This window comes from Halomonas sp. BN3-1, assembly GCF_003056325.1.
Taxonomy (GTDB): Bacteria; Pseudomonadota; Gammaproteobacteria; order Pseudomonadales; family Halomonadaceae; genus Halomonas; species Halomonas litopenaei.
Genome location: NZ_PYVV01000003.1, coordinates 191,730 through 211,980, shown reverse-complemented (window position 1 = coordinate 211,980; position 20,251 = coordinate 191,730). Strand labels below are relative to the sequence as shown.

The following is a 20,251-nucleotide window of genomic DNA, read 5'->3' as shown; positions in this document are numbered from 1 at the left end:
GCCACCGTCATGATGCTGTGGCAATGGTCAGGGGTGCCACGGGGCGCCCCTGCTGTCGTTGCGGCCAGCACCTGCGTCGCCCACGCGGTGCAAGCGGTCGCCGGCAGAACCTCGAGTCTCGGACGATCGTGGCAAGCTGACCCAGGCGTGCCCGGGCGGCCTTGGAATAGATGCCGTTGACGGCACAACTGGCAAGCTGGCTCAGGCAGGCCACACTTCAGGCAGGCTGGACCGTACGGTATCGATGACAGACGAGCCAGCCGCGACCCCACTCCGAGTCGATGGCGTGACGCCACAGTTACCATTTTTAAACGCAAGGGAGATCGCACGTGGAAAAAGACCCCAACCACAAGCCTTCATCTGCCGACACCGGCAGCGAGGGTATTCCGGCCCCGGATGGGCCAGCCAACCTGATCGATACCGATTACGTCATCGGTCAGGACAATATCGTCACCAAGTCCTTCGGCGTGGACGTGGACCTGCACGGCAAGGTGTTCACCGTCTCGTCGCTGCTGATCCTGGTCTTCGTGATCCTGACCCTGGCCTTTCAGAGCGGCGCCGAGCCGTTCTTCAACGGCGTCCGCGGCTGGCTGACCAGCAACCTGTCCTGGGTCTTTCTGCTCGGCGGCAATATCTTCGTGCTGCTGTCGCTGGTACTGATCTTCACCCCGCTGGGCAAGGTCCGCATCGGTGGCGCCGAGGCCACACCCGACTATAGTTACATGGGCTGGTTTGCCATGCTGTTCGCCGCCGGCATGGGCATCGGTCTGATGTTCTATGGCGTGTCCGAGCCGATGACCCACTTCTCCACCGCGCTGGGTGGCACCTCGGTCGGCGAAAACGGCATACGTACCGACTGGGCACCGCTGGGCGCCGCCGCCGGTGACGAGCAAGCCGCGGTCAATCTCGGCATGGCGGCGACCATCTTCCACTGGGGTCTGCACCCCTGGGCAGCCTACGCCATCGTCGGCCTGTCACTGGCCATCTTCGCCTTCAACAAGGGTCTGCCGCTGACCATGCGCTCGGTGTTCTACCCGATCCTGGGCGAGCGCGTATGGGGCTGGCCGGGCCACCTGATCGACATCCTGGCGGTATTTGCCACCCTGTTCGGTCTGGCCACCTCGCTGGGGCTCGGTGCCTCCCAGGCCGCCGCCGGCCTGAACGAGCTGTTCGGTACGCCGAATACCGACACCACCATGGTGCTGCTGATCGCCGGCATCACCGCCGTTGCGCTGTGTTCCATCATGCTTGGCGTCGACAAGGGTGTGCAGCGCCTGTCCCAGGTGAACATGGTGCTGGCCTTCCTGCTGCTGGCGTTCGTGATCCTGGTGGGCCCGACTCTGGCCATCGCCACCGGCTTCTTCACCAACCTGGGTCACTACCTGGCCGAGCTGCCGGCGCTGTCCAACCCCTTCGGTCGCGAGGACGCCAACTTCGTTCAGGGCTGGACCGCCTTCTACTGGGCCTGGTGGATCTCCTGGTCTCCGTTCGTCGGCATGTTCATCGCTCGGGTCAGCCGTGGCCGCACCGTGCGTGAGTTCCTCACCGCCGTGCTGCTGGTCCCGACCCTGGTATCGGTGCTGTGGATGACCTCCTTCGGCGGTACCGCCATCGAGCAGTACATCACCGATGGTTTCCAGGGCGTCCAGGACGCCGCCCTCGAGCTCAAGCTGTTCGCCATGCTCGGCGAGCTGCCGCTGGCCTCGATCACTTCCTTCATCGGCATCGTGCTGGTCATCGTGTTCTTCGTGACCTCCTCGGACTCCGGTTCGCTGGTCATCGACTCGATCACCGCCGGCGGCAAGGTCGACGCACCCAAGCCGCAGCGCGTGTTCTGGGCCATCATCGAAGGCGCCATCGCCATCGCTCTGCTGCTGGGCGGCGGTCTTACCGCACTGCAGGCGGCGGCGGTCTCGACCGGGCTGCCGTTCACCCTGGTGCTGCTGGTGGCCTGCTACGCCATCATCAAGGGCCTGATGAGCGAGCCCAAGGCGGTCTAGGCCAGCCTTGTGCAGACAGCAAGTGCATGAAAAAAGCGGCAGCCCTCGGGCTGCCGCTTTTCTTTTGGCGAGATGGCTGACGTATCGACGGGCAGCTCAACTCCCTTATTCAGCTCCACAGCATGCCGATGGGCGTCTCCGGGCCGTAGTTGCCGGCTACTTGCGCCTGCAGCAATTCCGCCGTGGCGATGGCGTCGGTCAGGGCGTGGTGCCCATGATAATGCGGTAACCCGTAGCGCAGCCGACTGTCGTGCAGGCGGATCGACCTGGGTGGTCGGCCCATCCAGCGACGAAAGCGCGCCATGGTCGACTGACGGTGGATGCGCGCCTCCAGCGACATGGTGTCGATCACCGGGAAGCTCAGTGACTCCTTCCAGGCCGCGCGTACCGCGGCGTCCAGAAAGGACCTCTCGATATGGCGAAAGTGCACCACCAGCAGGTGGCCGGCCATGGCGCGGAAGACATCGGCGAGCACCTCCTCGATCCGCGGAGCCCCCTGGATATCGGCGTGGGTGATGTGATGAAAGGTCACCGACTCGGCGTTCAGGGTGCGATGGGGACGCACCACCCAGTAGCGCCGCTCGGCGAGCCGAATACGCGACAGCGAAAAGGGCACCAGGCCAATCGAGACGATCTCGTCACGCCTGGGATCGAGCCCGGTGGTCTCCAGGTCCAGTGCCATCAGCGGCGCCTCCTGAATCGGCAGGATCGGCGACAAGTCGGCCCCGGCGAAGAAGTCCACCAGCGCCTGCTGGCGGCTCTTCTGACGTCGGGCGACCAGGTAGTCGTGCCAATCCGGTGCCGAGCGAGTCTTGGGGCGAAGCAACGGCATGGCGGCTACCTGCTGGTCATGGGATAACGGAACTTGAGGAACTTCTGGGCGTTGCTGAGCGCCTGGAAGGCATCCTTGAGATTGTGTCGCTCCTCGCTGGAGACGTTTTCCGGCTCGATATTGTTGTCGGGCTCGTGCTCGTGCTCCAGATCGATGACCTGGTGACGAATCCGCGACATGGACAGAAACTCGAGCGCGTAGCGCAGCTTGTCGCTGACCCCGGGCGCCAGCAACTGGGTACGATCGATATCGTCCAGGCGGTCAAAGCTGTTCTGGGCGCGGGAACCGCAGGCCAGCGCATGGATACGGATCAGGTCCACCATCGGCGCCGTGCCGCGACGCTTCAGATTGATCGAGTTGTTGTGCTTGCCGTCCTTCTCCATCACGAAGGTGCGGAAGATGCCCAGCGGCGGCGTCCGATTCAGCGCATTACGCGCCATGGCGGAAAGAAAGCGCTTGTGCTTCGACGCCTTGGTGGCGACCAGGTCCTGCAACTCCTCCACCAGCGGATTGTCACCGTGGACCGTGTCCAGATCGAAGAAGATCGAGCTGTGCAGCAGCCCTTCCGGTGATGGGCGCTCGATCCATTCGGTGAAGTAGCCCTTCCACACCGACAGCGGCTGTCGCCACTTCGGATTGGTGGCCATCACGTCCCCCTTGCAGTAGGTATAACCGCAGGCGGCCAGGCCATCGCTGACCCGCTTGGCCATGGTCGCGAAGTACTCGTCGTGCAACGCCGGATCGAAGTCATCGGACAACACCAGGGCATTGTCCTGGTCGGTGACGATGCTCTGCTCGTTACGCGCCATCGAGCCCAGCGCCATGAAGCAGTACGACACCGGTGGCGGTCCTAGCTCCTCTTCCGCCATCTCCAGAAGACGCCGGGTGAAGCTGCGTCCAATGGTCGACAGCGCCTTGCCTACCATCTGTGAGTCGGCTCCGTCATGAACCATGCGCACAAAGGCGGCCTGGACGTCCGGCGCCAGCTTGGCCAGACACTCCACCGACGGCTGATGGAAGATGTTGCTGACCAGATAAAGGCTGCTCTGGGTCTCGTAGCGGATGATGTCGGAAAGATGCACGATGCCCACCGGTGAACGACGGTGCATCACCGGCAGGTGGTGGATATTGTTGCGCAGCATGCACAGCATCGCCTCCTGCACCGACTCGTCGGACTGCACCGCGATCAGGCGGCGGCCGGCGACCTCGCCCACCGGAGTATCCGGCGACAGTCCCTCGGCCACGACCTTGGTGCGAAAGTCGCTGTCGGTCAGGATCCCGGTGACCTGCCAGTAGCCACCTTCACTATCCTTGAAGGTGTAGCGCGGGTTGTTCTCGGGCTTGTCCAGCACCAGCACCGCCGAGGCCTGGGACTCGCTGATCTGGCGCGCCGCCTCCTGCACCGTGGCCCGCGCCTCGACCATGACGGGATAGCGAGTCAGCAGCTTGCGGATCCGCGTCACCATCATGTCGTTGTTCTTGCGCTGACTTTCCACCGCCGTCTCGAGCCGGGGGCGATCCACCTCGACGAACTCGGCGAACTGCTCATCCGCTTCGCACAGCTGGTGAAACATCGCCTCGGGGATGAAGTAGATCAGGCTGTCTTCCAGCGCCTTGGCCGGGAAGCGCACGCGACTGTGGCGCAGCAGGCTGAAGTGGCCAAAGATGTCGCCCTCCCCCAGCAGGTTGTAGAGCTCTCCGTTGCGCCGGGTGACCTCCACCGCTCCGCTGCGGATGTAGCAGAACTCCTGATGCACGGCATCAAGCTCGAGAATGGTCGAGCCGGCCTTGAAGTAGCTGACCTGCACCTGTCCGGCGACCTCGTCCAGCAACTCCTCCGACAGCCCGTCAAAGGGCGCAAAGCGCCCCATATGCTGGCTGATTTCCAACAGTTCCGCTTCCATGGTGTCCTCCGCGCGGTCGCCGTGGCTGGCAGCAGGACGCTCCCTGGTCCCCCACCCTCTGACTATCGGAAGCATGGAGCCGAGGCCAGCGGCTGTAAAGCATTAGCAGTATCTTGATCGGCCTCTCGCCAAACGCCGCAGAAGCCATCGAGCGTGGCCCGGAGAGCCAGGCATTGCTGACACTGCGACCTGATGACCGATCCATCCTTCGTTGATCACGACTTCACACCCGACCGGCCGCTCGAATCCTCGCCCTGTGCAAACATCTTCAGCACTGCAAACAACAACGCCCGCCGACCTCGAGGGCGGCGGGCGTCGATCTAGGCGGCCAGTCTCTTTGACTGGCGAGAGTGGCGGTCAGCTCACGACTGCGCCATCTCCTGTACGCGCTTCATCATGTCCGGGTTCTGCTGGATGGCCTGACCGATGGCGTTGAAGGTCTCGACCTCGAGCCCGCTCTGCTGGACGGCTTCGACCATCTTCTGGTTGGCCTCGGTGCGCACATCCTGCTGGGCCTGCTGGCCTTCGGCTTCCTGCAGCTGCTGGGTGTAGTCCTGAGAAATCGCGGCGATCTCCTTGGAAGCGTCGGCGAATTTCTCGAGCTGGGCATCAGAGAAATTCTGCGCCTGAGCGGCAGCCTCGACGTCAGCGTTGCCTGACGCCTGCGCGTTTGCTTCCTGGGCATGGGCGGTGGCGCTCATCAGACCAGCAGAAAGCAGGGCGGCGGTGATCAGGGCGGTGAATCGTTGCATGAAGTCCTCCAGGAGGTGGTTGAGAATTCGTCAATCGCTCGTACAGTGTGACGACGCAGTTGCATGAGGGTTCCCCACAATCGTGTTACGAAATGCAAGCCATTTTCGCCTCTGCGTCGCCGGTCGGCGACAACCGCCAGAGGCCACGGCAGGCCATGGAGATAAGCGTCATGATACGCCACGCAATTCTTCGGCGAAGCACCGAAAAAGGCGTGTTGCCTGCCACTGCTGAACATCTTGCAAAAACGCCTCCGGCCAAGTCGGCCGGAGGCGTTGTCATGACACCGCCCGACTAGCCGTAGGCCAGGTTGGGCAGCCAGGTGACCAGCGCCGGGAACATGATCACCAGCAGCAGGCCCACCGCTTGCAGCGCAAGGAAGGGAAAGGACGAACGGAAGATCTGGCCCATGGTGATATGCGGCGGACACACCCCCTTGATGTAGAACAGCGCATAGCCGAACGGCGGGCTGAGGAAGGACATCTGCATATTGACCAGGTAGATCACCCCGAACCACAGCGAGACGTCGGCGGGGTCCACCCCGGGCAGGCCAAATACCCCGGTGAAGTCCAGCCCCTTGATCAGCGGTACGAAGATCGGCACCGCCAGCAGCAGGATACCGACCCAGTCCAGGAACATCCCCAGCGCCACCAGCAGCACCATCATCAGCGCCAGCACCGCGTAGGGGCCAAGCCCTGCCCCGGCGATCAGCTCCTGCACGAAGGTCTGGCCGCCCTGCAGGATGTAGAAGCCGACGAAGATGCTGGCACCGAAGATGATCCACATGACCATGGCGGTCGCCACCAGGGTGGTCATGCAGGCGGCGTGCAGGTTGGGCCAGGTCAGCCGCTTGTGCATCGCCGCCACCACCAGCGCACCGAAGGTGCCGATACCCGCCGCTTCCACCGGGGTCGCCACCCCGGTGAAGATGATGCCGAGCACCAGCAACACCAGGGCGATAGGCGCCAGCATATTGCGCAGCAGGCGCAGCTTCTCGGCGGTGGAGACCCGGTCTTCCTCCGGCATCGGCGGCGCCACCTTGACGTTCAGGGTGCCCCTTAGCCAGCAGTAGAAGGCGTACATGCCGGCCAGCAACAGGCCAGGAATCAGCGAGCCCAGGTAGAGCTCGCCCACCGACTGCTGGGCGATGACGCCGTAGATGATGGCCAGGATGGACGGCGGGATGAGGATGCCCAGGGTGCCCCCGGCCATGATCGACCCCAGCGCGATCTCCGGCTGGTAGTTGCGCTTGAGCATGGCCGGCAGCGCGATCAGGCCCATGGTCACCACCGCCGCGCCGATCACCCCGACCATGGCGGCCAGCAGCGTCGAGGCGATGATGGTGGCGATCGCCAGGCCCGCCTTGAGACCGCCCATCCACTTGTAGACCACATCGAACAGCTCTTCGATGATGCCGGCCTTCTCCAGTACCGAGGCCATGAAGATGAACAGCGGAATGGCCGAGAGCTGGTAGTTGGTCATCATCGGGAAGATGCGCGAAGGCATCAGGTTCAGCATGTGCTGATCGCCCACCAGGTAGAGGAACACCACCCCCAGACCGCCGGTAACGAAGGCCAGCGGTAGCCCCGCTACCAGCACCACCATCAGGGTGCCGAACATCAACAGGGTCAGCGCGCCGATACCCACCGTGGACAGCGAGCTCTCAAGGCTGAGCGCCAGGCTCTCGTAGTCGGTCAGGGCGATATTGACGATTTCGTGGATGGTGTAGGCGCCGAGGATCACCGCCAGCACCACCAGAATGCTGGCAAACACCGTCGAGCCTTCGTGGTGCTCGCGGTGGTGACGATAGGCCTGGAGGTCCTTGATCAACTGCGCGATCCCCTGCAACAGCAGCAGCAAGGCACCGAAGAACAGCATGAACTTGACCGGGAAGTACTGCACCGCCCATTCGGTGAAGGACACCTCGTTGGCGTAGCTGTCACCGAACCACCAGACGTCGCTGACCGACTGCGAGAAGAAACGCCAGCCGGTGGTCAACAGCGCCAGGGTGAAGATGAAGAAGAAGATCGAGGTGACCAGGTCCAGCGCGGCCTTGTTGAGCGGCGCCGCCCGCTGGTAGAGGATATCGACGCGCACATGCCCGCCCTCGCGCAGCGCGAAGGCACCCGCCAGCAGGTACTGCATGCCGAACATCAGGGTCATCGACTCGTGAGCCCAGTTGGTCGGCGAGTTGAAGGCGTAGCGCAGCACCACCTCGTAGGTGAACACGAAGGGCGCGATCAGCGACCAGTAGGCCACGTAGCGCCCGGCAAAGCCGGAAATGCGGTCGATGCCGCGGGTCACCACATTGCCAGGCGCTGCGTAGGCCTGTTCGCTCGTCGCGACGGGGGTCTCGGCGGTATCGCCACCGCTCACCTCGCCACCCCGGCGGAAGCTTCGATCCACCAGCAGCATCACGATCAGCGGCAGTCCTGCCAGCACCGCCCAGTAGAGCCAGTGCGGCAGAACGAAATCAATCTGTAGATTCATTGACGCTCCTCCGCTGGTCGCCTGGCGTTTCGCCAGGCGACCACGGAATATTCATCGACGTCGACCGGGTCGCCCCGGTCGACACGTGCAGGCCTAGGCGTTGAGCTCGAAGTCCTTGATGTCCTCTTCGGTGATCAGTGCCACCGACGGATCGAGCATAGTGTTGAGGTGGGCACGGAACAGCTTGGCCGCGTCCGGATCCTTGTTGGCCCATTCGAACCACAGCGGGATCGCGGCGTCGCGGAAGCGGTCGGCGTCGTCCTCGGACAGGTGGATGATCTCGACGCCCTTCTCGCGGTACTTGGGCCAGGCCTCGGCGTTGGCCTTCTGGATGGCGGCGTAGTGCTCGCGGGAGTAGGCCGCGACCAGGTCATGCATCAGGTCCTTGGTCTGGTCGGACATGCGCTCGTAGACCCGGCGATTGACCGCGATATCCATCAGGTCGACCGCCTGGTGCAGACAGGGAGTCGAGGGCGGGCCCATGATGATGTAGTCGGTCACCTGCCAGAAGCCCAGCTCAAAGTTGACCGCCGCACCGGTGTAGTCGGCGGCGTCGATGGTGCCCTTCTCCAGCGCCGGATAGACCTCGGAGCCCGGCAGCAGCGTGGTACGCGCACCGATCTTGGCGAAGGTCTCGGCGACGATACCGCCGGGCATGCGGATCTTCACCCCTTCGAAGTCATCGAAGCTTCTCAGCGGTACCTTGGAGTGGATCAGGTTGAGGTCGTGGTGGACGTAGCCCAGAAGCTCCTGACCCTGCTTGCGGTAGAGGTCCTTGGCGATGCCGAAACCGCCGTAGGCACCGAACATCATGTCCCACTGGTGGGGTACCGACAGGCCCATCGGATAGGCGGTGAGAAAGACCCCGGCGGGCATCTTGCCCGGCCAGTAGACGGTGAACCAGTTCTGGCCGTCGAGCACGCCGTTGCGCACCGCGTCGGCTACCTCGAAGGCACCGGCCACGGCTCCGGCCGGGAACGGCTCGATGGTGACCTCGCCGCTGGTGGCCTCGGCGACGCCGGCGGCCCACTCCTCGAAGATGCGGTAGCCGGTGGTGCCGGGCTGCCAGGATGACTGCATGCGGATGCGGATGCCCTGCTGAGCCTGAACGTTGCCGACCCAGGGTGCCGCCACCGCGGCGGCGGAACCAACCGCAGCAGCCTTCAGAAAGCGGCGGCGGTCCGGGGTCGCGATGCGTTCGGACAGGGAGGCCGTTGGCGAGGCCGTATCAAGGTCTTGCTGGGGCTTGTCTAGCCGGGACATGGCATAACTCCTGGTGGATCGGTGCGGTCTCGATCTGCCGCACCCGATGTGTTGTTGTTGTCGATCCATGGCATCGTCATGAGCGCTCGAGGCACTTTCGCCGCAAGCGAGGCCCGCCTGTTGCAAGCGATGTGCGCCGCTGCGCTCTTGAGCCGGGCGTTGCCCGTGCGCGTCCTTGCGAGGACCTCCTCGGGGCATGAACGGGACATCGCTTCGATGCAAGCGAGGCGTCCCCCTCCCGGGGCGTCATCGAAAAGAAAGCTAGCGAAAAGGCCACAGGCGGCCAACGGCCCCATTCAACGCAACCTGTCTGCATTATTGGTCTGACCAGCGGCCATTTCGCCTATAAACTGCGCAAAAACAAGCATCGGCGTGGTCAGACCAATCTCACTCTCCCTCCACGACCTACGACCAAAGCACGAGAGCAACGCTTGGCAATCCCCTCCTTGAGGGAGGCGGGATAGGGCATCATGATTGGGCGCTCGCCCTGCCGATGACATGAACCACAAGGAAGTCCCCGCGATGCCACCCTCAGTGATCACCGCCCAGCCCCCGCTTGCCGCATCGTGTGTCGGGTGGCCGCTTACCGCAGCTTTTGTCGGGTGCCCGCTTACCGCACCTTGTGCGAGGTGCCCGTGAGCCGCCCCGCCCTGCCGTCCTGGCTATTGCCGGCCATGCCGCTGGTGTTCGTGGTGCTGTGGAGCACCGGCTTCATCGGTGCCAAGTTCGGCCTGCCCTACGCCGAGCCCTTCACCTTCCTGAGCATTCGCTTCGCCGCCACCCTGGCGCTGCTGGTCCCCATCGTCTGGCTGACCCGCTCGGCCTGGCCGTCGAGTCCCCGTCTGTGGGGGCATGTGGCGGTGTCCGGCTGTCTGGTTCACGGCGGCTATCTGGGCGGCGTGTTCTACGCCATCAGCCTGGGCATGCCGGCGGGACTGGCGTCCCTGCTGGTGGGGTTGCAACCCTTGCTGACCGCTGCGCTGGCGGGCCCCCTGCTGGGCGAGCGGCTGTCTGCGCTGCAGTGGATGGGACTGGCCCTGGGGCTGGCCGGGGTCAGCCTGGTGCTGGGAGGCAAGATGGACCTGTCGGCGCTGTCCTTCGAAGGGTTTGGCTGGCCGGCGCTGGCCTGCACCCTGGTGGCGCTGGTGGGGATTTCGCTGGGGACGCTGTACCAGAAGCGCTATTGCAGCGGCATGCCGCTGCTCGGCGGCACCGTGGTGCAGTACCTCGGGGCGCTGGCCTTGCTTGGCGCCGGCAGCCTGCTGCTGGAAACCCGCGAGGTGGAGTGGTCGCTGACCTTTGTGCTGACGCTGGGCTGGCTGGTGCTGGTGCTGTCCATCGCCGCCATCATGCTGCTGATGATGCTGATCAAGCGTGGCGAGGCGTCCCGCGTCGCCAGCCTGTTCTACCTGGTGCCGCCGGTCACCGCGGTGGAGGCCTGGTGGCTGTTCGATGAAGGGCTGCCGCCGGTATCCCTGATCGGCATGGCGCTGGCCATTGCCGGCGTCGCCCTGACCGTGCGGGCCAAGAAGCCCCGGGCGTCCTGAACGGCCGCTTAAGGCGCTACACTTTCACCTTGCGAAAGCGGGCATTGATGACGCAGTAGGTACCGTAGTTCATCAGTCCACCGGCCACGGCGGCGAGCAGCCACGGGCCGAAGGGCTGGGCGGCCAGGGTATCCAGGGTGCCGCCGAACCCTTCCGCCTTGGCGGGATCGACCTGCCAGGCGGCCACCAGCAGGAAACTGCCGATCAGCGCGAACACCAGCCCCCTGGCGGCCAGCCCCCAGCGGCTGAGGCCCGAGGCCAGATCACGCTGGCGTTGGCTCATGTCCTGCTGACGCCAGCGATTGAGATAGCTGCGCGCCAGCGCGCGCCACGACTGACGCAGCCCCACGCCGATAAAGATCGCCCCCAGGATCGCCACCAGCCAGACGCCGCCGGGGTGCGACATCAGCATGGCGGTGCGCTCCTCTGCGCCGCCGGTGGTCTCCTGGGGATCGTCCAGCAGCTCGACACCATACCAGCCGAGACTTGCGTAGATACCACCGCTGATGACCAGCGCCAGGCGGGTACCCAGGGCCTTCCAGCTACGCCCGCGGTGCTCGACATCGAACAGCCCCTGCAAGCCCCGCCAGGCGGCGTAGGCATAGAGCCCCAGCACCAGGGCCCCCAGCATCAGGGTGCCGAAGGGCTGGCGAGCCAGGTGCGCCAGCGCCTCCTTGGTGCCGACGTTGTCGCCGCCAAGGCCCGCAGCGCCGAGTGCCGCCAGCACGCCGATCAGCAGGTACACCAGCCCCTTGGCGGTATAGCCCAGGCGGGCGATGATGACGATCAGTCGGCGCCGGTGGCGCAGCAGGCACTGCAGCGAGGGCATGGGGGCTCCTGTCGGGATTAGGGTCCCCCATCCTCCCCAAAAATGCCTGATTCGGCAAAGCCTATCGTGCCGAATCCTCAGCCGACAGACGCGTCAGGGCGAACCCGGCGATGGCCGTATCCTGGACACCGGTACCGGTCAGGTCGCATACCGTGATGGTGGCGTCCGATAGCCGCAGACGCTCGCCCCGGGCAATGACCGCGCCCAGTTCGTGGACCTTGAAGGGTACCTCTCGACCGGCAAGGGCCTTGAGCTCGCCGTTGGACTCGCTCTGGGGCCGGGTATCGCAGACGAAGGCGTCCGCGCGGGTCAGCACGCTCTCGGCCAGTTCGCGCTTGTCGGGACTGTCGGAGCCCATGGCGGTGACGTGGACGCCCTCCGGCAGGTCCGCCGCCTCGAGGATCGGTGTCTGCGACGGCGTCGTGGTGACGATGATGTCGGCCGCTCGGCAGGCCTCGCGCACGCTGTCGTGGACGGTGACCTCGAGACCCGCAGCGCGCATGCGGGTAGCGTATTGCTCGGCGGCCTGGGGCCTTCGCGCCCAGACGTCGATGGCGGTGATGTCGCGCACCAGCCGCAGCGCCTCGACCTGCTTGACCGCCTGCTCGCCGGCCCCCAGCACCGCGATCCGGCGGCTGTTCTCCCGCGACAGGTGCTTGGCGGCGATGGCGCCGGCCAGGGCGGTGCGCACCAAGGTCAGGTAGCCCTCGTCGAACAGCACCGCATCGACCAGCCCGGTGCGCGCGGAGAACACCATCATCAGCCCGTTGAGGCTTGGCAGCCCCAGCTTGGGGTTGTCGAAGAAGCCGGGGCTGACCTTGATCGCGAAGCGCTCGTTGCCACGAATATGGGCGGTCTTGACGTCGACCTCGCCGTTGGCCTCCTCGATGGCCATGGACAGGATCGGCGGTTGCACCACCTCGCCACGGCCCAGGGCGGCGAAACCGGCTTCCACCGCCGCCAGCGCGTCCTGGTCGATGGCGACCGCCTGGCTGATCTGCTCACGCTTGTAGAGTTGCATCCTTGGCTCCTGATCGGGTTGTTGCTGGGCTTGTCTGTCGGTTGGTGGCCTTGACGGTCTATCGCTGGCCTTGACTGGCGCAATCCGCCGCCAGGCGGCGCGCCTGATCGAGGGTATCCAGTGACACCCCGTTGCCGGAAAGCACCAGCACGACCCGCTCCCCCTTGACCTCGAGGTGGCCCTCGGCCAGTGCCGCCAGTCCCACGGCGGCGGCACCTTCGACCAGCAATTTCTCGCTTTCGAGCATGTCCACCATGGCCTGGGCGATGGCGCCTTCCGACACCTGACAGTGGTCGTCCATCACCGCTTCGACCAGCGCCAGGGTGCAGCGGTTGTCGAGGCCGATGCCGCCGCCCAGCGAGTCGCCCAGGCTCTCGACCTCTTCCACCGCCACCGGCTTGCCGGCCTTGAGGCTCTCGCACATGGCCGCCCCCGCCGACAGACTGACCCCGCTGATCCTGGTCTGGGGTCGAACGCCCTTCAGCGCGGCGCCGATGCCGCCGAGCAGACCACCGCCGGACAGCCCGACGATGACCCGATCGACCCGCGGCAGGTCCTCGAGGATCTCGATGCCGATGGTGCCCTGCCCCGCCGCGATCAGCGGATCATCGAAGGGGGGAATCAGCGTCATGCCCTCTTCCTGCACCAGCCTCGCCACCTCTTCGAAGGCCTCGTCCTGGCTGGCGCCGACGCGACGCACCTCGGCACCGAGCGCCTCGATGGCAGCGACCTTGTTGGCCGGCACCAGCCGCGACAGGCAGATCACCGCCGGCACCCCGAGCCGGGAGGCGGCGTAGGCCACGGCACGGCCATGATTGCCGGTGGACGCGGTGGTGACGCCCTGGGCCAGGGCCTCGCGTCCATGGCGCTCGATCAGTGCGGCGATCATGTTGGTGGCACCGCGCAGCTTGAAGGCGCCGGTGGGCTGCAGCGTCTCGAGCTTGAGATAGACCTCGGCGTCGAAGCGTTCGGACAGGGCCCGCGACAGCACCAGTGGCGTGCGCGTTACCTGACCGGCGATGCGTCCCCGGGCCTTGAATATCTCGTCCAGGGTCACGCCGTGACTCGGGCAAGGGGGTGAAACCACCTTCATGACCTTCTCCTTGAACTCATATCGTGAAGACCGGTTGCCAATGCCGGGAGGGCAGGCGTTGTCGGCGCTTCGGCGCTCGCCTACCTGTTCCGCGCTCGCCTACCTGAATGAAAACCGACAGGGGCCGCCTCCTTCAAGGAAGCGGCCCCTTTTGCACCTGCCAAGGTGCGGGCGTCAGGCCAGACACCGGCCTGGGCTTGGACCAGGCATCAGGCCAGGTATCGGACCAGGCATCAGGCCGTCTGCAGTACGCCTTCCTTGACCAGCTCGTCGGTGACCTTGTTGACCGCACGCTCGGCGCGGGCAACGATCTCGTCGACCTCGTCACGGGTGGTGACCAGCGGCGGAGCGAAGCCGAGGATGTCCCCCTGGGGCATCGCTCGGGCGATCAGGTTCTGCTCCAGCGCAGCGGCGGCGATGCGTGCACCGACCTTGTGGCTGGGATCGAAGGGACGGCGAGTCTCCGGGTCCACGGCGAATTCCAGCGCCGCCAGCATGCCGACGCCGCGGGTCTCGCCGACGATCGGGTGATCGCCGAAGGCGGCCTGCATGCGGCTCTGCAGATAGGCGCCAGTATCACGGGCGTTGCCGGTCAGGTCCTCGCGCTCGATGATCGCCAGGTTGGCAAGGGCGGCGGCGCAGCCCAGGGCGTGACCGGAGTAGGTCCAGCCGTGGCCGATCGGGCCCAGCTCGCTGGTACCCTGCTCCAGCACCTGCCACACGCGATCGCCGACGATCACCCCGGACAGCGGCTGGTAGGCGCTGGTCAGGCCCTTGGCGATGGTGATCAGGTCGGGCTTGATGCCGTAGGCATGGCTACCGAAGTCGGCGCCGATACGGCCGAAACCACACACCACCTCGTCGGCGATCAGCAGGATGTCGTACTTGTTCAGTACCGCCTGGATCGCCTCCCAGTAGCCTTCCGGCGGCGGCACGATACCACCGGTGCCGAGCACCGGCTCACCGATGAAGGCCGCCACGGTGTCCGGGCCCTCGGCCAGGATCATCTCTTCGAGCTTGGCCGCGCAGTGGGCGGAGAACTCGCGCTCGCTCATGTTTTCCTGCTCGGCGCTGCGCTGGTAGTAGTGCGGCGCTTCGGTGTGCAGGATGCCGGCCATGGGCAGATCAAACTGGTCATGGAAGGCCTTGAGACCAGTCAGCGAGCCGGTGGCGAGACCAGAACCGTGATAGCCGCGCTGACGCGAGATGACCTTCTTCTTCTGCGGACGGCCAAGCACGTTGTTGTAGTAGCGCACCAGCTTGAGCTGGGTCTCGTTGGCATCGCTGCCGCCGAGGCCGTAGTAGACCTTGGACATGCCGGGGCCGGCGAGCTTGAGGATCTGCTCGGACAGGGCGATCTGCGGCTCGTTGGAGTGACCCACGTAGGTGTGGTAGTAGGACATCTCCAGCGCCTGCTGGTAGATGGCCTCGGCCACCTCGGTACGGCCGTAGCCGATGTTGACGCAGTACAGCCCGGCAAAACCGTCGATGAACTCGCGACCGTCCTTGTCGACGATGTTGATGCCCTTGCCGCCGGTGATCACGCGACCCGGTGCGTCGCCATGGGCGAAGTCACGCAGGTGGGTGGAGGCGTGGAAGGTTACCTTGCGGTCGCGGTCGATCAGGTCCTGATGGGTGCTCATCTCGTTTCCTTTTTTCCTTGGACCGCCCTCGCCGGGAGGGCGGCGTCATCTGTTCATCGAAAGGTGGCCGGCCCGCTGTCGGGCCGGCGATCACTGCCGCTCAGGGCATCAGCTGCCGGAGACGGAGCCCAGGGCGCCGAGGCAGTAGTACTTGGTTTCCAGATACTCGTCGATGCCGGTCGCGCCGCCTTCGCGGCCAAGGCCCGACTGCTTGACGCCGCCGAAGGGCACCGGCGGGCCGGTCATCTTCACCGAGTTGACCGATACCATGCCGAACTCCAGCGCCCGCAACAGCTTCCAGATGCGGCGGATATCGTGGGTGTAGACGTAGGCGGCAAGACCATACTCGGTATCGTTGGCCAGGGCGATCACCTCGTCGTCATCGCGATAGGCGGTGACACCGGCCACCGGCGCGAAGCACTCCTGACGCCACACCTGCATGTCCTGGGTCACCCCGGTCAGCAGTACCGGCATGAAGAAGTTCTCGCCCGGCGCCTGGGACTGGTCCCCGGCCACCAGGGTGGCACCCTTCGACAGGGCGTCATCCACCGTGGCGCGGGCATTTTCCACCGCCCGGCGGTGAATCAGCGGGCCGAGATCGACTTCACTTTCCATGCCGTTGCCCACGGTCAGCGCGGCCATGCGCTCGGTGAAATGCTCGATAAAGGCGTCGTGGATCGACTCGTGGACCAGGATGCGGTTGGCCGCCAGGCAGTCCTGACCGGCGGTCTGGAACTTGGCCGCCACCGCGGCCAGGGCCGCTTCCTTGGGGTCCATGTCGGGGCCGATGATAAAGGGCGCATTGCCGCCAAGCTCCATGGACACACGCTTGACCGTGGGCGCCGACTGTTCGAGCAGCAGGCGGCCGACCCGGGTCGAGCCGGTAAAGGATACCGCCTTGACGCGATCCTCGGCACACAAAAGCGAGGACACCTGGGCGGCGTCGCCCAGCACCACATTGAAGATGCCCGCCGGAATACCGGCACGCTCGGCCAGCTCCGCCAGCGCCAGCGCCGAGAACGGGGTCTCGTTGGCCGGCTTGACGATCACCGGACAGCCAGCGGCCATGGCGGCGGCGGCCTTGCGGGTGATCATCGCCAGCGGGAAGTTCCACGGCGTGATCAGAAGCGCAATGCCCACCGGCTCCTTGATGGTGCCCAGCGCCGCATTGGGGATGTGGCTGGGGATGGTCTCGCCATAGGTACGCTTGCCTTCCTCGGCGAACCAGCGCACGAAGCTGGCGCCGTACTCGACCTCGCCACGGGCGTCGGGCATCGGCTTGCCCTGCTCCAGCGTCATGATGGTGGCCAGATCCTCGCGATGGGCCTGCAGCAGGTCGTACCAGGCCAGCAGCCGCTCGCAACGCTCGTCGGCGCGCAGCGCCCGCCACTGGGCAAAGGCCTCGTCGGCGACGTCGACACTGGCGCGGATCTGCTCGGGCTCGAGCAGCGGGATATGGCCGATCACCTCGCCATTGGCGGGGTTGACCACCGCTTCCTCGCGGCCTTCGTCACCGTGGGTCCACTTGCCGCCGATGTAAGCGTACTGACGGAACAGGCGCGGATCGCTGAGTTTCATGACACTACCTCCCCAAGTGTGTCCCGCCGCAAGGTCAGGGGTGCGGAACACGAAAACGATGTCATGGCCTGCGCCATGTACTGCCGTCATGGTAAGGGAGAAGCCAGGGTCGGACTTTTTGAAGCGCCCGTCTGTCGATGGCGTTTTTTTTGTCCAGGCCCGTGAAAACGCGGTTTTTTCTGCAACGCCTGTTTTAGCAAAAACCTGCAAGCCGACAGGAACTTCCAGGCCAGTGCCAGAGACACTCAGAGCGCCCCGTTGGCCAGCTCGTCGATATCGACTCCCTCGCGAGGAGCCTTGACCGTCTTGGTGACGATATAGGTGAAGTAACGCTCGATGCCGACATCCGAGGTCAGCCAGTCGTCGATCAAGCGCTGGTAGGCGTCGATGGTCTCGGACTCGACCTTGATCAGATAGTCGACTCCCCCGCCCACCGCCACGCACTCGGTGACCGCGTCGGTGGCATGCACCAGCGACTCGAAACGCTGGAAGCTTTCGGCATTGTGGGCCTTGAGTTCGATCTGAACCCACACCGGGGTACGCCGGACCAGGGCGCTTGCGTTGATCCGGGCGCAGTAGCCTTCGATGATGCCGGCCTTCTCGAGGCGGCGGACGCGCTCCCAGCAGGGGCTCACCGACAGGTTGATGGCCTCGGCCAGGCGGGACTTGGTGATGCGGCCGTCGCGGGACAGGATGGAAAGGATCTTGAGGTCGTAGCGGTCGAGTTTCATGGCCGGGCTTGTGTGGTTGAACGGGACCGCCCCGCGAGAGGCGCTCGGCGGGGCGCTGATGACGAGAAACGGCGGGCGGGCTCGGGCAAGACGGTATCCCGAGCCCTGGCCCGTTCAGTCGCCCAGGGTCTCGACCACCTCGGCGATGACGGCGATGGTGTCGCCCATGTTCACCTGGGCGGGGAAGCGTCGAGCCGCCAGGATACCATCACGCTCGGCACGGTACTCGATCGGCTCGGCGCCGCTGCGGGTCATGTCGTAGACCCGGGCGATCACGTCGCCCTTGGCAATGCTGTCGCCGAGGGCGTAGGTCAACTCCAGAAGCCCGGTGTGCTCGCTTTGCACATAGCAGCTGGCATCCGGCATATCGAGATAGACCTGGGTCTCGGGCATGGCCACCTCGCCGTCCTTGAGCCCGAAATGGATCAGCACATTGTCGATGCCGCGCTCGGTGATGGCCAGGCTCTCCGGCGTGGAGGTGCCGCCGCCCCCGAGTTCGGTGGCAATGAAGATCTTGCCCTGGTTCTCGACCACGGTGTCGAATAGCGCCGAGGCGTCCAGCTCGAACATCATCATCGCATAGGGCGCGCCGAAGGCCTTGGCCCCTTCCAGCGCCTGGCGCTGCTGTTCGGGGTTGTCGAGCACGTGGGAGGCGCCGAAGGGAATGATGTCCAGGGTGCGGCCGCCGGAGTGCAGGTCCAGCACCACGTCGGCCATGGGCACCATCTCCCGGGTGAAGTAGTCGGCGATCTTCTCGGTCACGCTGCCGTCCGGGTCACCGGGGAAGTTGCGGTTCAGGTTGCCACCGTCCATCGGCGAGGTGCGACGGCCGACCTGGGCCGCCGGGGTGTTCATCATCGGTACGATGATCACCCGCCCCTTGACGTCTTCGGCCTTGAGCGAGGTCGAGAGCTTCTGCAGCGCGGTGATCCCCTCGTACTCGTCGCCGTGATTGCCACCGGTCAGCAGGGCGGTGGGGCCTTCACCGTTGGCGATCACGGTCACCGGGATCATCACCGCGCCCCAGGCGGACTCGTCGTTGGAAATGGGCAGTTTCAGAAAGCCGTGCTGCACACCCTGGGCGTCGAAGTCGACGGTGGCGGAGATGGGGCTCTTGCGCTTGCTCATGGTGACTCCAGAAACAGGGACAACGGTCAGATTGGATTGTAGTGGTGTTGGGCAACGTCGGTCACCGAGGGCCGATCACACCGGGCAGTTCACACCGCGCCGATCACATGGGGCTAATCAACAGGGCTAGTCAACAGGGCCTGATCGACAAGCCCTGCTCAGCTAACCCCGGCCTACTTGACGAACAGCTGTCGCGGAAACTGCGCCAGCGGCTCGGCGCCATTTTCGGTGATCAGGATGCTCTCGGTGATCTCGAGCCCCCAGTCGTCCATCCACATCCCGGGCATGAAGTGGAAGGTCATACCCGGTTGCAGGATGGTCTCGTCAGACGGACGCAGACTCATGGTGCGCTCGCCCCAGTCCGGCGGGTAGCTGATGCCGATGGGATAACCACAGCGCGCACCGCCTCGGTCGAAGCCGTACTTGTCCATGGCCGCGCCGAGCGCCAGGGCGATGTCCGCGGTCCGGTTGCCCGGCTTGGCCACGGCCAGGCCTTTCTCGATGCCTTCAAGCAGTGCCGACTCGCCACGCACGAAGTCCCGCGGCGGCTTGCCGAGAAACACCGTGCGCGACAACGGGCAGTGGTAGCGCTTGTAGCAGCCGGCGATCTCGAAGAAGGTGCCCTCGCCTTCGCGAAACGGCGTGTCGTCCCAGGTCAGGTGGGGGGCAGCCGCGTCGCTGCCGGTGGGCAGCAGCGGCACGATGGCGGGATAGTCGCCACCGTAGACGCGCCCTTCGCTGTCGGTCCAGCCCTCGATGCCGACCCGATAGATCTCGGAGACCAGCTTGGACTTGGCCAGGCCCGGCTCGATCATCTCGAGGATGCGCGAGTGCATGCCCTCGACGATACGCGCAGCGATGCGCATGTACTCGATTTCACGCGGTGACTTGATCGCCCGACACCAGTTGACCAGCGCGTTGGCATCCTGGAAGCGCGCGTGGGGCATCTCCTTGATCAGGCTCTGGTAGGCCTTGGCGGAGAAGTAGTAGTTGTCCATCTCCATGCCCACGACCCCTTCGCACCAGCCGCGATCCGGCATGATCGACTGTGCCAGATACTCCATCGGATGCATCTCGGGATTCTGGACATAGTAGTCGGGGTAGTAGGTGATATTGTCAGGGTCCATCCAGCAGGTACGCAGGGCACCATTGCTGTCCTGACGTCGTCCGTACCACACGGGCTCGCCTTCGAGCCCCACCAGTACGCACTGATGGACATAGAATGACCAGCCGTCATAGCCGGTCAGCCAGGCCATATTGGAGGGATCGCTGACAATCAGCACATCGATGCCTCGCATGGCCATCTCGGCACGCACCTTTTGCAGGCGCTGAGCATATTCCTCACGAGTGAACGGCAGGGATACCTGAATCATGAAACCACTCGCCACACAGTGTCATCACCGAAAAACCGGACTCACTGGAGTCCGGCGCGCCCTTGAAGC

General features: G+C 65.0%; 15 protein-coding genes. 2 read left to right on the top strand and 13 right to left on the bottom strand.

The features are described 5' to 3' along the window. The first annotated feature begins 329 nt into the window (after positions 1-329). Entirely contained in the window at positions 330-2,000 is a 1,671-nt protein-coding gene (locus tag C9F12_RS05985) for a BCCT family transporter (RefSeq protein ID WP_108448282.1), read from the top strand. 109 nt (positions 2,001-2,109) lie between these two features. On the opposite strand, the gene C9F12_RS05980 is transcribed toward C9F12_RS05985, so the two are convergent. From C9F12_RS05980 to dctP, 5 genes are all read right to left on the bottom strand, one after another. Further along, positions 2,110-2,832 carry a 3'-5' exonuclease gene (locus C9F12_RS05980; protein ID WP_045992020.1) on the bottom strand — a complete coding sequence of 241 codons (723 nt, stop codon included), beginning with the start codon at positions 2,830-2,832 and terminating at the stop codon, positions 2,110-2,112. 5 nt (positions 2,833-2,837) lie between these two features. Continuing rightward, positions 2,838-4,736 (bottom strand): DUF294 nucleotidyltransferase-like domain-containing protein, encoded by a 1,899-nt coding sequence (locus tag C9F12_RS05975; protein ID WP_108448281.1) that lies wholly within the window; start codon positions 4,734-4,736, stop codon positions 2,838-2,840. Positions 4,737-5,098: 362 nt separating this feature from the next. Next, positions 5,099-5,488, bottom strand: a complete 390-nt coding sequence (locus C9F12_RS05970) for a DUF4168 domain-containing protein (RefSeq protein ID WP_108132478.1) — start codon at positions 5,486-5,488, stop codon at positions 5,099-5,101. 292 nt (positions 5,489-5,780) lie between these two features. Next, a complete protein-coding gene (locus tag C9F12_RS05965) occupies positions 5,781-7,976 on the bottom strand; it encodes a TRAP transporter large permease subunit (RefSeq protein ID WP_108448280.1) in 2,196 nt (731 codons plus the stop codon). 93 nt (positions 7,977-8,069) lie between these two features. Continuing rightward, positions 8,070-9,239 carry a TRAP transporter substrate-binding protein DctP gene (dctP, locus tag C9F12_RS05960; protein ID WP_083970293.1) on the bottom strand — a complete coding sequence of 390 codons (1,170 nt, stop codon included), beginning with the start codon at positions 9,237-9,239 and terminating at the stop codon, positions 8,070-8,072. A 674-nt stretch (positions 9,240-9,913) separates the two neighbouring features. Between dctP and C9F12_RS05955 the strand changes: the two genes are divergently transcribed. Continuing rightward, positions 9,914-10,786, top strand: coding sequence for a DMT family transporter (locus C9F12_RS05955; RefSeq protein WP_108448279.1), 873 nt, complete (start codon positions 9,914-9,916; stop codon positions 10,784-10,786). A 16-nt stretch (positions 10,787-10,802) separates the two neighbouring features. Here C9F12_RS05955 and C9F12_RS05950 read toward each other — a convergent pair whose 3' ends face one another. The 8 genes from C9F12_RS05950 to doeA form a co-directional block, all read right to left on the bottom strand. Continuing rightward, the gene (locus tag C9F12_RS05950) at positions 10,803-11,615 is read right to left on the bottom strand and encodes a DUF1206 domain-containing protein (RefSeq protein ID WP_108448278.1); all 813 of its coding nucleotides are present in this window, start codon (positions 11,613-11,615) and stop codon (positions 10,803-10,805) included. Positions 11,616-11,676: 61 nt separating this feature from the next. Next, entirely contained in the window at positions 11,677-12,636 is a 960-nt protein-coding gene (locus C9F12_RS05945; RefSeq protein WP_108448277.1) for a cyclodeaminase, read from the bottom strand. A 58-nt stretch (positions 12,637-12,694) separates the two neighbouring features. After that, complete coding sequence (gene eutB / locus C9F12_RS05940) at positions 12,695-13,729, bottom strand: hydroxyectoine utilization dehydratase EutB (protein ID WP_108448276.1); 1,035 nt, start codon at positions 13,727-13,729, stop codon at positions 12,695-12,697. Positions 13,730-13,962: 233 nt separating this feature from the next. After that, a complete protein-coding gene (locus tag C9F12_RS05935; RefSeq protein WP_045992026.1) occupies positions 13,963-15,372 on the bottom strand; it encodes an aminotransferase in 1,410 nt (469 codons plus the stop codon). A gap of 108 nt (positions 15,373-15,480) precedes the next feature. Further along, positions 15,481-16,950, bottom strand: a complete 1,470-nt coding sequence (locus C9F12_RS05930; RefSeq protein ID WP_108448275.1) for an NAD-dependent succinate-semialdehyde dehydrogenase — start codon at positions 16,948-16,950, stop codon at positions 15,481-15,483. Between the two features lie 245 nt (positions 16,951-17,195). Further along, entirely contained in the window at positions 17,196-17,681 is a 486-nt protein-coding gene (locus C9F12_RS05925; RefSeq protein ID WP_045992028.1) for an Lrp/AsnC family transcriptional regulator, read from the bottom strand. A 114-nt stretch (positions 17,682-17,795) separates the two neighbouring features. Continuing rightward, the gene (gene doeB, locus C9F12_RS05920) at positions 17,796-18,809 is read right to left on the bottom strand and encodes a N(2)-acetyl-L-2,4-diaminobutanoate deacetylase DoeB (RefSeq protein ID WP_108448274.1); all 1,014 of its coding nucleotides are present in this window, start codon (positions 18,807-18,809) and stop codon (positions 17,796-17,798) included. 173 nt (positions 18,810-18,982) lie between these two features. After that, entirely contained in the window at positions 18,983-20,182 is a 1,200-nt protein-coding gene (gene doeA, locus C9F12_RS05915) for an ectoine hydrolase DoeA (protein ID WP_108448273.1), read from the bottom strand. Between the last annotated feature and the right edge of the window lie 69 nt (positions 20,183-20,251).